Below are 14,960 nucleotides of genomic sequence, written 5' to 3'. Positions count from 1 at the left end.
GTCTCAGCGGGCCCGTGTGGGCGTGGGCCTGCATGGGTGCGGGTCCCTGCTCCGCGGCTCCGAGACCGGACAGTGCGATGGACAGGATCGGCAACCCTTGGCCGGCGCGGGCCTCCACCACCTGTGCCCTCGGCTCACGCGGTTTGCCAAGTTATCCACTTATCCCGCTATTTGTGCTTGGATTATTGTTGAAAATCCGCGCGCAGTGTGTCTTACTGACGGTATACTACCGGGCCGTCTTTCTTACCGATGCGCCCCCGCAACCGCGGAGAGTCAGGAAAGACGGCCTGGCGGGCACCGGCGCATTCAGCCGCGGTTCAGAGCCGGGGCTGTGTACTGGTCCCCGACGGGCCCGCCGCCGCCCGGCGGTGAGACATCCGGGCTGGCTGGGCGGGGAACGGCGGGCCTTATGCCACGCCCAGGAGAGGCGCCGCGTGGGGGAACGTCCATGAACAGAATCCGGCTCGTGCTGCTGTTGCTGCTCGTTCTGCCCGGGCTGGCGGCTGCGGAGGTCGTCGTGAGGGACGTCCGCACCTGGACCGGCCCGGACGGCACCCGCATCGTGCTCGATCTCACGGCGCCGCCGGAGCACCGTGTGTTCACCCTGAAAGATCCACAGCGGGTGGTGCTCGACCTTGCCGACACGCGGCTCGATTCGGCCCTGGTGGACGGCATCCGCGACGAGGGCCCGCTGCAGCGCATCCGCACCGGACGCCGCGGCGATGGCGTGCGGGTGGTGCTCGATCTCAACCAGGAGAGCGATCCCAAGACCTTCCTGGTACGCCCGAACGAGACCTACGGCCATCGTCTGGTGGTGGATCTGGAGCGCCCCCGAGGCAGCGAGGCGCCGGTGAAGACCGCCGCCGACAGCCGGGACGCCTTCGTCGTCGCCATCGATGCCGGCCACGGCGGCGAGGATCCGGGCGCCATCGGTGCCGCGGGGACGCTGGAGAAGACCGTCGTGCTGAGCGTGGCGCGACGCCTCGCGGCGCTGGTGGACCGCCAGCCCGGCATACGCGCGGTGCTGATCCGCGATGGCGACTACTACATCGGCCTGCGCGAGCGCACGGTGAAGGCTCACGAGGCCAATGCCGACCTGTTCCTCTCCCTGCATGCCGATGCCTTCCACCAGCGCACGGTGCGCGGCTCTTCGGTGTTCGTGCTCTCCGAGAACGGCGCCTCCAGCGAGATGGCGCGCATGCTGGCGCGCAGCGAAAACCGGGCGGACCGCATCGGGGGTGTCTCGCTGGAGGACAAGGACGACCAGCTCGCCAGCGTGCTGCTGGATCTCTCCCGGGCCGCCACCATCGAGGCCAGCACCGGGCTCGCCGAGGCCCTGCTCGGGCAGCTGGCCGGCGTGGGCGATGTCCACGGCGGCCGCGTCGAGAAGGCCGGCTTTGCCGTGCTGAAGTCGCTGGACATCCCCTCGGTGCTGGTGGAGCTGGCTTTCATCTCCAACCCCGAGGAGGAGCGGCGTCTGCGCTCGGATGCCTACCAGGAACGGCTCGCCCAGGCGCTGTTCGAGGGCCTGCGCGACTATGCCCGGAACCACATGCCGGCGCTGCGCCTTGCCGGCGGCGAGTACACGGTGCGCCGCGGCGATACCCTCTCCGGCATCGCGCGCCGGCATAGTATCTCGGTGAGTGCCCTGCGCGAGGCCAACGGCCTCGACGACGACATCATCATGGCCGGGCGCACCCTGCAAATCCCCTGACCAGGAGTCTGCGCCGCAGCCGGGAGACGTTCTACGGCGCAGACTCCTAGCCCGCAGCCGCGGATCGGTGACGGATGCGGGCGAGGTCACCATAATGGCGGCCATGTCCGATGCCGCCCCGACAATACCGCGCGTCCGCCGCCTGCCGCCGGAGCTGGTCAATCAGATCGCCGCCGGCGAGATCATCGAGCGCCCGGCCTCGGTGGTGAAGGAGCTCCTGGAGAACGCTCTGGACGCCGGTGCCCGGCGCATCGAGGTGGCCGTGGAGGGGGGCGGCAAGCGCCTGATCCGCGTGCGCGACGACGGCCACGGCATGCCGCCCGAGGATCTGCGTGAGGCCGTGGCCTCGCACGCCACCAGCAAGATCCGCGAGCTCGCCGACCTGGCCCACATCGCGAGCCTCGGCTTTCGCGGCGAGGCCCTCCCGAGCATCGCCTCGGTGGCGCGGCTGCAGCTCACCTCCCGCGCCGCCGGCGCGGACCACGGCCATCGCCTGGAGGCCGGGCAGGGCGCCCAGGCGGCCGATCCGGCGCCGGCGCCGCACCCGCCGGGCACCACGGTCGAGGTGCGGGATCTCTTCCACAACGTCCCGGCGCGGCGCAAGTTCCTGCGCACGGACCGAACCGAGTTCCGGCACGTCCACGAGCTGCTGCGGCGCATGGCGCTGGCCCGGCCGGACGTCGCCTTCTCGCTCTGGCACAACGGCCGCGCCGTGCTGCAGCTCGGCGCCGCGGAGGACGACGCCGGCACCCGGCGCCGGCTCACCGAGCTGCTGGGGGAGGACTTCGCCACCCGCGCCCTGCGCCTCGACTGCGAGGCCGCCGGGCTGCGCCTCAGCGGCTGGCTCGGCCTCCCCACCGCCGCCCGGGCCCAGGCCGATCTGCAGTATGTCTATCTCAACGGCCGCATGATCCGCGATCGCCTGGTGGCCCAGGCGCTGCGCCGCGCCTATGCGGACGTCCTGTTCAAGGACCGCTACCCGGCCTACGTGCTCTATCTCGCCATGGACCCGGAGCAGGTGGACGTGAACGTCCATCCCACCAAGCACGAGGTCCGCTTCCGCGAGGGGCGGCTGGTGTTCGACGTGCTGCATCGCCAGGTGCAGCGGGCCCTGGCGGAGGGCGGCGCCGGGGCGCCGGCCGCGGCGGATGACGGGGCGGATGTAGCGGCGCCGGGGCACGGGCAGGCGCCGGGCATGCTGCAGCCGGCGATGCCGTCACGTGCGGGCGTGCCGGCAGCAGGGGCGCCGGCGCCCCGTCAGCACGCCCTCGGCCTGCCGGTGGCAGAGGCCCGGGCCCTGTACGGGCCGGCCGCGTCCGCGGCGGCCACGGCGCAGGCCCCGGCAGCGCCTGCGGGCGCCGCACCGCCGCTCGGCCACGCCCTGGCGCAGCTGCATGGTGTCTACGTCCTGGCCGAGACGGAGCAGGGCCTGGTGCTGGTGGACATGCACGCAGCCCACGAGCGGGTGGTCTACGAGCGGCTGAAGCGCCAGCTCGAGGCCGACGGCATCGCCCGCCAGCCCCTGCTGGTGCCGGTGACGCTGGCAGTGACGCCTGCCACCGCCGAGCTCGCCGAAGCCGCCGGCGACACCTTCCGCGCCCTCGGCTTCGAGGTGGACCGGGCCGGGCCCGAGCAGCTGCGGGTCCGCGAGGTGCCTGCGCTGCTCGCGGCGGCGGACCCCGAGGCGCTGGTGCGCGACGTCCTCTCCGACCTCGCCGAGCTCGGCGACAGCCACCGGGTGCAGGAGGCGCTGCTCGGCGTGCTCGCCACCATGGGCTGCCACGGTTCGGTCCGCGCCAACCGTCGCCTGACCCGGGAGGAGATGGACGGCCTGCTGCGGGAGATGGAGCGCACCCCGAATATCGACCAGTGCAATCACGGCCGCCCCACCTGGACGCGGCTCAGCATGGCCGACCTCGACCGCCTGTTCCTGCGCGGCCGCTGAGCGGCATGGCCGACACCGACGCCCCCCTGGTCTGCCTCATGGGCCCCACCGCCGCGGGCAAGACCGAGCTCGCCGTGGCCCTGGCGGAGACCGGCCGCTTCGGCCTGATCAGCGTGGATTCCGTCATGGTCTACCGCGGGCTCGATATCGGCAGCGCCAAGCCCTCGCCCGCCGTGCTGGCCCGGGCGCCGCACTGGCTGATCGATATCGCCGACCCGGCCGAGGCTTACTCCGCCGCGCGCTTTAGCGACGATGCCCTGGCCGCCATCGCCGCCGTGCGGCGGGAGGGCCGGATTCCGCTGCTGGTCGGCGGCACCATGCTCTACTTCCAGGCCCTGCTGCAGGGCCTCTCGCCGCTGCCGGCGGCGGATCCGGGGGTGCGCCTGCGGCTCGAGGCCGAGGCCGCCGCCGACGGCTGGCCGGCCCTGCATCGCCGGCTCGCGGCGGTGGATCCGGCCACCGCGGCCCGCCTGCATCCCCGCGACGCCCAGCGCATCCAGCGGGCGCTTGAGGTCCACGCCCTCACCGGCGAGGCCCCGAGCACGCTGCTTGCGCGCAGGGGGCAGGAACGATCACCCGGGCGACCCGTCAAACTGGCAATCGCTCCACCGGAGCGCACGGTCCTGCATCGGCGCATCGGCGAGCGCTTCCGGCGCATGCTGGAGCAGGGGCTGATCGAGGAGGTGGCGGGCCTGCGGGCACGCGGCGACCTCGGCCCCGAGCTGCCGGCGCTGCGGGCGGTGGGGTATCGTCAGGTTTGGGAGTATCTGGAGGGGGCCTACGATCGCGCGACATTGCTCGAACGCGGGGCGGCGGCGACCCGCCGGTTCGCCAAGCGGCAGCTCACCTGGCTGCGCCGGGAGGCGGCGGTCACGTGGTTCGACGGCGACGATGCGGCGCTGCAAAATCGGGTTCGGGAACATCTTGCGCGCATGCTAGAGTGACCCCAATACCGGGAGCATGGCGGTGGAAGGTGCCAGCGCCCCTGCCCGGCGCCCTGATGGGATGGATCATCAGGACGCCGGGCACAACAACAACAGGCCTCGTGAGAGCAAGGAGTCACCGAGATGGCCAAAGGGCAGTCACTACAGGAGCCGTTCCTCAACGCCCTGCGCAAGGAGAAGATCCCGGTGTCCATCTATCTGGTCAACGGCATCAAGCTGCAGGGTCAGGTGGAGTCGTTCGACCAGTTCGTCATCCTGCTCCGCAACAGCGTCAGTCAGATGGTGTACAAGCACGCCATCTCCACCATCGTGCCGTCGCGCAACGTGAGGCCTCTCCTTCAGGATGAGCGCGCCCAGGAACCCGGCAACGAATAGCGGCAGCGCGCCGGGCGCTGCCACCGCGCCCGCGCAGCTGTTCGAGCGCCCCGAGGGCGGCGAGCGGGCACTGCTGGTGCAGCCTGAAGACGGCCGCACCGATCCGGCGGAGGCGCTTTCCGAGTTCGAGGCGCTGGCCGCCTCGGCCGGGGCGGAAGTGGTCGGGCGTCTGTACGGCCGCCGGCGCGCCCCGGATCCGCGGACCTTCGTTGGCCCCGGCAAGGTGGCGGAGATCCGTGCGGCGCTGGCCGACGCCGGCGGCGATCTGGTGCTGGTCAACCACGCCCTGAGCCCCGCCCAGGAGCGCAACCTCGAGCGCGAGCTCGAGTGCCGCGTGCTCGACCGCACCGGCCTCATTCTCGACATCTTCGCCCAGCGCGCCCGCTCCCACGAGGGCAAGCTGCAGGTGGAGCTCGCCCAGCTGCGCCATATCGCGAGCCGCCTGGTGCGCGGCTGGTCGCATCTGGAGCGGCAGAAGGGCGGCATCGGCCTGCGCGGCCCGGGCGAGACCCAGCTCGAGATGGACCGCCGCCTGCTCGGCGGTCGGATCAAGCAGCTGGAGAAGCGTCTCGGGCGCGTGCGCCGCCAGCGCGAGCAGGGCCGCCAGGCCCGCCGGCGCCGGGAGCTGCCGGCGATTTCGCTGGTCGGCTACACCAACGCCGGCAAGTCGACGCTGTTCAACCGGGTGGCCGAGGCGGGCGTCTACGTGGCCGATCAGCTCTTCGCCACGCTGGATACCACGCTGCGCCGGCTCGATCTGCCGGGCGGCGAGGCCGCGGTGCTGGCCGATACCGTCGGCTTCATCCGCGATCTGCCGCCGCAGCTGGTCGCGGCCTTCCGCTCCACCCTGGAAGAGGTGGTGGAGGCCGAGCTGCTGCTGCACGTCATCGACGCCTCCGACCCCGGCCGCGACGACAACGCTGCCGAGGTGGATGCCGTCCTCGCCGAGCTGGGCGCCGACGAGGTGCCCCAGCTGCGGGTCTATAACAAGGTCGACCTCACCGGCGGCGACCCCCATGTGGAGCGCGACGACAGCGGCCGACCGGTGGCGGTGTGGCTGTCGGCCGCCAGCGGCGCCGGCATCGAGGCGCTCATTACCGCCATCAGTGAACGCCTCAGCGCGGCACAGGCGCGGGGCGTGGTCGAGCTCGGCCCGGGCGAGGGGCGACTGCGGGCTCGCTTCTACCAGCTCGGCGAGGTGCTGGAGGAGACGATCACCGACACCGGGGGCGTGCGCCTGGCCGTGGTGCTGCCCCGCCGGGAGCTGGAACGCCTCTACCGCCACGAAGGTCTGAGCGCGCAGCTCGAGCCGATGGCCGAACCCGCCTTGCCTGAAGCGGTCAACGCTCATTAGAATCCGGCGGCTGCTTGTTCCGTTCCGCAGGGACGGGATCCCCGTCAACCTCCGCCGCCCCCTGGGCCCGGCGAGGCGCCCGGCAGGGCGCCGACCCCGGCGGCGGCAACACTCCGAAGCTGGAGAGCACTCAATGGCGTGGAATGAACCCGGCGGTGGCAACCGCGACCCCTGGAGCGGTGGCGGCGGCGGGGGGCGCGGCAATCAAGGGCCGCCGGACCTGGACGAGGTGATCCGCAAGCTGCGCTCGCGGCTGGAAGGCCTGTTCGGCGGCCGCGGCGGTCGCCGTGGCGGCGATGGCGAGCAGAGTGGCGGTGGTGGCGGCGGCCCTGGGGCCAAGGGGGTCGGCGTCATCGTCGGTCTTCTCGTCCTCGGCTGGCTCGTCTCCGGCATCCACATCGTCGACGAGGGCACGCGTGGCGTGGTGACCCGCTTCGGTGACTACGTCCGCACCGACCAGCCCGGGCCGCACTGGCATCTGCCCTATCCGATCGAGTCGGTGCAGACGGTCAACGTCTCCGAGCGGCGGACCATCACGGTCGGCTACGACGCGGTGGCGCCCAACCAGACACGCCCGGTGCTCTCCGAGGCGCTGATGCTCACCGAGGACGAGAACATCGTGAACGTCCAGCTCGCGGTGCAGTACGAGGTGGGGGATCCGGCGCAGTTCCTGTTCGAGTTCGTCAATCCCGAGCAGACCCTCAAGGAGGTCACCGAGAGCGCCCTGCGCGAGATCGTGGGCAAGCGCAACATGGACTTCGTCCTCACCGAGGGACGGGCCGAGGTGGCCAACCGCACCCGGGAGCTGGTGGAGGAGGTAATGTCCGCCTACTTCGCCGGCATCGAAGTCGTGGCCGTGGTGATCCAGGACGTGCAGCCGCCGGAGCAGGTCCAGGACGCCTTCCTCGATGCCATCCAGGCACGCGAGGATCGCGAGCGGCTGATCAATCAGGCCGAGGCCTACCGCAACGAGGTGATTCCGCAGGCCCAGGGCCAGGCGGCACAGATCCTGGAGCAGGCCCAGGCCTACCAGGCGGAGGTGGTGAACCGCGCCGAAGGTGACGCCAGCCGCTTTACCCAGCTGGTGGCCGAGTACCGGCAGGCACCGGACGTCACCCGCGACCGGCTCTACCTGGACACCATGGAGCGGGTGCTCGGCAGAAGCGGCAAGGTGCTGATCGACGTCGATTCCAGCCAGCCGCTCATGTACCTGCCGCTCGACCGCATGCTCCGCTCGGGCTCGAGCGGCGGTGAGGGCTCCGGCTCCCAGGGTGAGAGCGCACGCGCTGGCGGTTCCGCCGCCGGCAACCAGAGCAGCGGCGGCAGCAGCACCAGCAACAGCCGCCTGCGGATGCGGGAGACGCGCTGATGAATCGAATCCTCTCCGTCGTCGGCGTGATCGTCGTGCTGGTTCTGGGAGGCCTGTACTTCGGTGCCTTCCAGGTGCACGAGACTGAAAAGGCGCTGAAATTCCGGCTGGGCGAGGTGGTGCGCACCGACTTCGAGCCGGGGCTCTACTTCCAGATCCCCTTCGTCAACAACGTCCGCAAGGTGGACGCCCGGGTGCAGACCCTGGACGAGGAGCCCCAGCGCTTCCTCACCATCGAGCAGAAGAACGTGATCGTGGACTCGTTCGTGAAATGGCGGGTTGGCGATGTCGAGCGCTATTACGTCACCGTCGGCGCCGATCCGCGCCGCGCCAACCTGCGGCTCTCGGAGATCATCCAGGACGGGCTGCGCAACGAGTTCGGCAGGCGCACGGTGCAGGACGTGATCTCCGGCGACCGCGCCGAGATCATGAACATCCTCACCGAGCAGGCGGGAGCCGCCGGGCTTTCCCTCGGCATTCAGGTCCTTGACGTGCGCATCCGCCGGGTGGACCTGCCGGAGGGGGTGAGCGAGTCGGTCTACAACCGCATGGTGTCGGCCCGGGAGCGGGTCGCCCGGGAATTCCGGGCCGAGGGCCAGGAGCAGGCCACCCGCATTCGCGCCGAGGCGGATCGCGAGCGCTCGGTGATCGTCGCCGAGGCCCGGCGCGAGGGCGAGATGATGCGTGGTGAGGCCGACGCGAGGGCGACCGAGATCTACGCGGACGCCTACAGCGGCGACCGCGAGTTCTATCGCTTCTACCGCAGCCTGGGCGCCTATGAGCAGACGTTCTCCAACGAGGACGACCTGCTCATTCTCTCGCCGGACTCCGAGTTCTTCCGCTACTTCGACCAGGTCGAAACCCTGGACCAGTGAATCCCCGACCCGATGGGCGGCCCCCGTGCCGCCCATCGGGTCGGCCACCGGGATCCCCATGATTCAAGATCTGCTGACGGCGCTCGCCCTGCTGCTGGTGATCGAGGGTATCCTGCCGTTCCTGAGCCCGCGGGGGATGCGGCGTGCGCTGTTCCAGATCGTGCAGCACAACGACAAGACCCTGCGCACCACGGGTCTCGTGACCATGCTTGCGGGGCTGCTGCTGCTCTATCTCGTCCGCTGAGCGGGGCAGGGGAAACGACATGAGCCAACCGTACGACGGCCGCAACGATCCCTGGCTGCTGCCGGACGCCGTGGAAGAGCTGCTGCCACCGGCGGCCCGCGGCCTGGAGCAGCTGCGCCAGCAGGTGCTCGCCACCTGCGAGCGCTGGGGCTACGAGCTGGTGATGCCGCCGGCCATCGAGTATCTCGAGTCCCTGCTCACCGGCGTGGCCCACGATCTGGACCTGCAGACCTTCAAGCTCACCGATCAGCTCACCGGGCGCCTGATGGGCGTGCGCGCGGACATCACGCCCCAGGCCGCGCGCATCGATGCCCATCAGCTGCGGCGCGACTGCCCGGTGCGGCTGTGCTACACGGGCACCGTGCTGCAGACCCGGCCGGACGGTCCCACCGGAAGCCGCAACCCGCTGCAGATGGGCGCCGAGCTCTACGGCCACGCCGGCATCGAGAGCGACGTCGAGATCATCGCGCTGATGCTGGAGATCCTGACCACGGCGGGCGCCCAGGATGTCCACCTCGACCTCGGCCACGTCGGCATATTCCGCGGCCTCGCCGCGGAGGCGGGGCTTGACGACGAGGCCGAGATCCGGCTCTGGGACGCCCTGCAGCGCAAGGCCACGGCCGAGATCGAGACGCTGCTCGGCGAGCTCGAGATGCCCGAGGCGGTGCGCCGGCGGCTCGCGGCGCTGCCGGGCCTTGCCGGCGGCGTCGAGGTGCTGGAGCATGCCAACGGCGAGCTCGCCGGGGCTGCCGCGCCGGTGCGCGAGGCGCTGCAGGCACTCTGGTCGGTGGCCTCGGCGCTGGAGCGCTGGCTGCCGAGCGTGCCGCTGCACTTCGACCTCGGCGAGCTGCGGGGCTATCGCTATCACACCGGCGTGGTGTTCGCCGCCTACGTGCCGGGGCACAGCGCCGAGCTTGCCCGGGGCGGGCGCTATGACGACATCGGCCGTGTCTTCGGGCGGGCCCGCCCGGCCACCGGGTTCAGCACCGACCTGAAGGCGCTGCACCGCCTGGCCGCCGCGGAGGCGGCGCCGCAGCCGGCCGCCATCGGCGCGCCCTGGCGCGGCGACGCGGCCCTGCTGGCGCGCGTGCGCGCCCTGCGGGCCGAGGGCGAGCGCGTGATCTGGCTGCTGCCGGGGCACGAGCAGGAGGCCGTCGCCATGGGCTGCGACCGTGTGCTGCGGGCGGACGGCAGCGGACACTGGCGGATCGAACCGATCGAGTGACGGAATCCAGAGGGGCTGGCGCGAAGATGGGCAAGAGCGTTGTGGTGGTCGGCTCCCAGTGGGGCGACGAGGGCAAGGGCAAGATCGTCGACCTGCTGACGGACCGCGCCGGGGCGGTGGTGCGCTTCCAGGGCGGCCACAACGCCGGGCATACCCTGGTGATTGAGGGCCGCAAGACGGTGCTCCACCTCATCCCCTCGGGGATCCTTCGCGAGCACGTGCTCTGCCTCATCGGCAACGGGGTGGTGCTCTCCCCCGAGGCGCTGGTGAGCGAGATGCAGGCGCTGGAGGGTACCGGTGTGCCGGTGCGCGAGCGGTTGCGCATCAGCCCGGCCTGCCCGGTGATCCTGCCCTCCCACGTGGCCCTGGACCAGGCCCGGGAGCGCGCCCGCGGCAAGGCCGCCATCGGCACCACCGGCCGCGGCATCGGCCCCGCCTACGAGGACAAGGTCGCCCGGCGCGGCGTGCGCGTGGAGGATCTCTTCCACCGCGAGCGCCTCGCCGCCAAGCTGGGCGAGCTGCTGGACTACCACAACTTCGTGCTGCAGCGCTTCTACGGCGAGCCGCCGCAGGACTTTCAGCGCATCCAGGAGGAGTGCCTGCAGGTGGCGGGCCTGCTCGAGCCGATGGTGGCAGACGTCGCCGGCCTGCTCGCCGAGCGTCGCGCCGCCGGCGAGAACCTGCTGTTCGAGGGTGCCCAGGGTACGCTGCTGGACATCGACCAGGGCACCTATCCCTTCGTCACCTCCTCGAACACCACCGCCGGGGCCGCCGCCACCGGCAGCGGCGTCGGCCCGCGCGAGCTGGACTACGTGCTCGGCATCACCAAGGCCTACACCACGCGGGTCGGGGCAGGCCCGTTCCCCACCGAGCTCGCCGACGAGCTCGGTGAGCACCTGGCCCGCCGGGGCCACGAGTTCGGCGCCACCACCGGCCGCCCGCGCCGCTGCGGCTGGTTCGACGCCGTGGCCCTGCGCCGGGCGGTGCAGATCAACAGCATCTCGGGACTGTGCATGACCAAGCTGGACGTCCTCGACGAGCTGGACACCCTGCGCATCTGTGTCGGCTACCGCTGCGGCGGCAAGGCCTGTGACCACCTCCCGAGCGGCGCCGAGGCCCTGGCCGAGTGCGACCCGGAATACATCGAGCTTCCGGGCTGGAAGTGCTCCACCCTGGGCATCCAGCGGGACGAGGACCTGCCCGCCGAGGCCCGCGCCTATCTTGACCGCATCGAGGCGCTCTGCGGCGTGCCGGTGGACATCGTCTCCACGGGGGCGGATCGGATGGAGACCATCGTGCGCCGGCACCCGTTTGATTGAGCGCGAAGCCGCTCAATCAAACGGGTGCCGGCGCACAGTTCGGAGTTCTCAGGTCAAAGTTCAAAGGCTCCCACCGAAACGCTCGCGGCGGACTCCGGCGCCGTTCGCGCTTCAATGCGTTGCGGAGGCCGTCTTTGAACTTTGTACTTCGAACTTTGAACTGCACCAGACATGAAAAAAGCGGGCTCAAGGCCCGCTTTTTTCATGTCTGGTGCCGAGGAGAGGACTTGAACCTCCACGGGCTTTCGCCCACTAGCACCTGAAGCTAGCGCGTCTACCAATTCCGCCACCTCGGCGTTGTGCGGGGAGCCCCCGGCACAGCGGCGCAGAGATTACAGTCGGGGCAGGGGGGTGTCAACGGCGCGTCGCGTCGGCGTTTGCAGGAAACAGGCGATGACGTATCCTGCGCTCACTCTTGACAACCCACGCTCCATCCGGAAGTCCATCTCCCCATGCCAAAAGACCCCACGCGCGGCGCCGATCCAGCCAAGGATCCCTACCTGGACCGGGAGCGCGAGAAGTACGGCCAGCCCGTACCCAGCCGTGAGTTCCTCCTCGAGCAGCTGCAGCAGCAGCGCAAGCCCCTCTCCCGCAAGGACTTCGCCGAGCTCTTCGGCCTCACCGACGAGGATGCGCTGGAAGGGCTGCGCCGGCGCCTGCGGGCGATGGAGCGGGACGGCCAGGTGGTGCGCAACCGCCGTGGCGGCTACGTGGTGGTGGACAACGAGGATCTGGTGCGCGGGCGGGTCCGCGCCGGGCCCGACGGCAGCGGCATGCTGCGCCCGGACCGGCCCGGTGACCCGGTCTACCTCTCGCCCCGGGAGATGCGCAGCCTCCTCAATGGCGACCGCATCGTGGTGCGCATCGTCGGCCTGGATGACCAGGGCCGGCCCGCCGGCGAGCTGGTGGACGTGCTGGAGCGGGCCAACGAGCAGATCACCGGACGCTACTTCGAGGAGAGCGGCATCGGGTTCGTGGTCCCGGACAACAAGCGCCTGCACCAGGACCTGATCATCCCGCCGGATTATCGCGGCGAGGCCAAGGACGGCCAGCTCGTGGTGGCGGAGGTGCTGAGCCAGCCGTCCCGCCGCCGCCAGCCCATCGGCCGGGTGATCGAGGTCTTCGGCGAGCATATCGAGCCGGGCAGCGAGATCGACGTCGCCGCCAGCGTGCATGGCATACCCGTGGAGTTCCCGGCGGCCGTGCTGCGCGAGAGCCGCGAGTTCGGGGAGGAGGTCCCGGAGCCGGCCAAGGCCGGCCGCAAGGACCTGCGCCAGCTGCCGCTGGTGACCATCGACGGCGCCGATGCCCGGGACTTCGACGATGCCGTCTACTGCGAGCCCACCGCCACCGGCTGGAAGCTCATCGTCGCCATTGCCGACGTCGCCCATTACGTGCGTCCGGGGACGGCGCTGGACGCCGAGGCCGCCGAGCGCGGCAACTCGGTGTACTTCCCGCGCAACGTCGTGCCGATGCTGCCGGAGGTGCTCTCCAACGGCCTGTGCTCGCTGAACCCGAAGGTGGACCGGCTGTGCATGGTCTGCGAGATGCAGATCGGCCGCGAGGGGCAGCTGCGGCGCTCGCGCTTCTACGAGGGCGTGATGAACTCCGCCGCGCGCCTGACCTACGAGGATGCCGACGCCATCCACCATCGCCGCGATCCGTCGCTGCGGCGCAGGCACCGCGGCGTGCTCAAGCACATCGATCATCTCTTCCAGGTCTACCGGGCCCTGCGCAAGGAGCGCGAGCGCCGCGGCGCCATCGACTTCGACACCTCGGAGTCGGTGATCGAGTTCGACGACCAGGGCCAGGTGCTCGCCATCCACCCCGCCGAGCGCCTCGATGCCCACAAGCTGATCGAGGAATGCATGGTCAAGGCCAACGTGGCCACGGCCCGCTTCCTGCGCCGCCACCGCATCCCCGCTCTGTACCGTGTGCACGAGCCGCCGAGCGAGGATCGCCTGGAGAACCTGCGCAAGTTCGTGGCCCAGACCGGCCTGCGCCTCGAGGTGAGCAAGGAGCCCTCGCCCAAGGACTACGCCAAGCTGATGCAGCGGGTGCGCAACCGCCCGGATCGCCACCTCATCGAGACGGTGATGCTGCGCTCGATGATGGCCGCCGAGTACCGGCCGGACAACGGCGGCCACTTCGGCCTCGCCCTGGACGCCTACGCCCACTTCACCTCGCCCATCCGCCGCTATCCGGACCTCATCGTCCATCGGGCGATCAAGCACATCCTGAGCGGGGCCAAGCCGGACACCTTCGAGTATCACGAGGACCAGCTGATCACCCTCGGCGAGCACTGCACCATGACCGACCGGCGTGCGGAGGAGGCCACCCGCGACGCCACCATGACGCTCAAGTGCCGGTACATGTCCAACCAGGTGGGCAACGAGTTCAACGGGGTGATCAGCGGCGTCACCTCCTTCGGCCTGTTCGTGGAGCTGGACCAGCTCTACGTGGACGGCCTGATCCACATCACCAACCTGGAGCAGGACTTCTTCCACTTCGACCCCGTCGGCCATCGCCTCACCGGGGAGCGCACCGGCAAGGAGTACAAGCTCGCCGACCGCATTCGCGTGCGCGTGGCCCGGGTGGACATCGACGAGCGCAAGCTCGACTTCGATCCCGTGGCCCATCCCCTCGGCCCCAACGGCGAGGTGCTGGAGGGCTCCGAGATCAAGCGCCGCGAGGGCGGCCGCCGCCGCGGTGGCCCGCCGGGCAAGCGCGGCAACCGTCGCGGGCGCCGCCGCCGGAGCGAATGAGCCAGGACGATCTGATCCACGGCCTGCACGCGGTGCAGGCGGCGGTGCGCTACGAGCCCGCTGGGGTTGTTGAGGCCTGGGTCGAGCGGCGCCGGCGGGATGGCCGCATGCAGCGGCTGCGCCGCCAGCTCCAGGGCCTGGGCTGCCCGGTGCACGAGGTGGAGCGGCGCGAGCTCGACCGGCTTACCGGCAGTGACGCCCATCAGGGCGTGGCCATTCGCTACCGCGGCCCGCCGCCGCGGGGGGACGACGAGCTCGCGCAGCTGCTTGACGGCCTGGCGCGGGCGCCGTTCCTGCTGGTGCTGGATCAGGTCCAGGACCCGCACAATCTCGGCGCCTGTCTGCGTACCGCGGAAGGGGCCGGGGTGGATGCGGTCATCACCCCGCGCGATCGCGCCGCGGGGCTCACGCCGGCGGTGCACAAGGTCGCCGCCGGCGCTGCCGAGACCCTGCCGCTGTTCCAGGTCACCAACCTCGCCCGCGCCCTGCGCGACCTGCGCGAGCGCGGCATCTGGCTGGTGGGGGCCGCCGACACCGCCGCCGCCTCCCTCTACGACACCGACCTGACCGGCTCCCTCGCGCTGGTCCTCGGCGCGGAGGAAAACGGCCTCCGCCGCCTCACCCGCGAGGCCTGCGACCAGCTCGTGGCCATCCCCATGGCCGGCCGGGTGGAGAGCCTGAACGTCTCGGTGGCGGCGGGGGTGATGCTTTACGAGGCGGTGAGGCAGCGCGCCGCTGCTGTGCAGCGGCGAGTTCAAGGGTGAAAGTTCAAGGTTCAAAGACGTCAGGTCGGTGCCCGCCGCAGGCGGCTGCCGACATGCCGGCTGCCGA

At 71.0% G+C, this 14,960-nt stretch carries 12 protein-coding genes and 1 tRNA gene; 12 read left to right on the top strand and 1 reads right to left on the bottom strand.

Going from position 1 to position 14,960, the window contains the following annotated elements:
• Nucleotides 1-448: 448 nt before the first annotated feature.
• The 10 genes from LMH63_RS13590 (at nt 449) to LMH63_RS13545 (ending at nt 11,364) form a co-directional block, all read left to right on the top strand.
• Entirely contained in the window at nt 449-1,714 is a 1,266-nt protein-coding gene (locus LMH63_RS13590; RefSeq protein WP_109678856.1) for an N-acetylmuramoyl-L-alanine amidase, read from the top strand.
• 94 nt (nt 1,715-1,808) lie between these two features.
• Nucleotides 1,809-3,659 carry a DNA mismatch repair endonuclease MutL gene (mutL, locus tag LMH63_RS13585; RefSeq protein WP_109678857.1) on the top strand — a complete coding sequence of 617 codons (1,851 nt, stop codon included), beginning with the start codon at nt 1,809-1,811 and terminating at the stop codon, nt 3,657-3,659.
• Nucleotides 3,660-3,664: 5 nt separating this feature from the next.
• Nucleotides 3,665-4,603, top strand: a complete 939-nt coding sequence (gene miaA, locus LMH63_RS13580) for a tRNA (adenosine(37)-N6)-dimethylallyltransferase MiaA (protein ID WP_109678858.1) — start codon at nt 3,665-3,667, stop codon at nt 4,601-4,603.
• A 123-nt stretch (nt 4,604-4,726) separates the two neighbouring features.
• Nucleotides 4,727-4,978, top strand: a complete 252-nt coding sequence (hfq, locus tag LMH63_RS13575) for an RNA chaperone Hfq (RefSeq protein ID WP_109678859.1) — start codon at nt 4,727-4,729, stop codon at nt 4,976-4,978.
• 37 nt (nt 4,979-5,015) lie between these two features.
• Complete coding sequence (hflX, locus tag LMH63_RS13570) at nt 5,016-6,332, top strand: ribosome rescue GTPase HflX (RefSeq protein ID WP_229332796.1); 1,317 nt, start codon at nt 5,016-5,018, stop codon at nt 6,330-6,332.
• 133 nt (nt 6,333-6,465) lie between these two features.
• Entirely contained in the window at nt 6,466-7,701 is a 1,236-nt protein-coding gene (hflK, locus tag LMH63_RS13565) for an FtsH protease activity modulator HflK (protein ID WP_109678861.1), read from the top strand.
• A complete protein-coding gene (hflC, locus tag LMH63_RS13560; protein WP_109678862.1) occupies nt 7,701-8,576 on the top strand; it encodes a protease modulator HflC in 876 nt (291 codons plus the stop codon). Before hflK ends, hflC begins: the two co-directional genes overlap by 1 nt.
• 58 nt (nt 8,577-8,634) lie before the next feature.
• Nucleotides 8,635-8,820, top strand: coding sequence for a DUF2065 domain-containing protein (locus tag LMH63_RS13555; RefSeq protein ID WP_109678863.1), 186 nt, complete (start codon nt 8,635-8,637; stop codon nt 8,818-8,820).
• A 19-nt stretch (nt 8,821-8,839) separates the two neighbouring features.
• Nucleotides 8,840-10,045: an ATP phosphoribosyltransferase regulatory subunit gene (locus LMH63_RS13550; protein WP_109678864.1), complete on the top strand. Its 1,206-nt coding sequence runs from the start codon at nt 8,840-8,842 to the stop codon at nt 10,043-10,045.
• Nucleotides 10,046-10,071: 26 nt separating this feature from the next.
• Nucleotides 10,072-11,364, top strand: coding sequence for an adenylosuccinate synthase (locus LMH63_RS13545; RefSeq protein ID WP_109678865.1), 1,293 nt, complete (start codon nt 10,072-10,074; stop codon nt 11,362-11,364).
• Nucleotides 11,365-11,573: 209 nt separating this feature from the next.
• On the opposite strand, the gene LMH63_RS13540 is transcribed toward LMH63_RS13545, so the two are convergent.
• A tRNA-Leu gene (locus LMH63_RS13540) sits at nt 11,574-11,660 on the bottom strand.
• Nucleotides 11,661-11,816: 156 nt separating this feature from the next.
• Between LMH63_RS13540 and rnr the strand changes: the two genes are divergently transcribed.
• The gene (rnr, locus tag LMH63_RS13535) at nt 11,817-14,129 is read left to right on the top strand and encodes a ribonuclease R (RefSeq protein ID WP_109679916.1); all 2,313 of its coding nucleotides are present in this window, start codon (nt 11,817-11,819) and stop codon (nt 14,127-14,129) included.
• Nucleotides 14,126-14,893, top strand: coding sequence for a 23S rRNA (guanosine(2251)-2'-O)-methyltransferase RlmB (rlmB, locus tag LMH63_RS13530; RefSeq protein WP_109679917.1), 768 nt, complete (start codon nt 14,126-14,128; stop codon nt 14,891-14,893). Before rnr ends, rlmB begins: the two co-directional genes overlap by 4 nt.
• Nucleotides 14,894-14,960 lie beyond the last annotated feature (67 nt).

Origin of the sequence: Spiribacter halobius, from assembly GCF_020883455.1 — a bacterium.
Lineage (GTDB): Bacteria > Pseudomonadota > Gammaproteobacteria > Nitrococcales > Nitrococcaceae > Sediminicurvatus > Sediminicurvatus halobius.
This window is presented reverse-complemented; position numbering and strand designations above follow the sequence as displayed.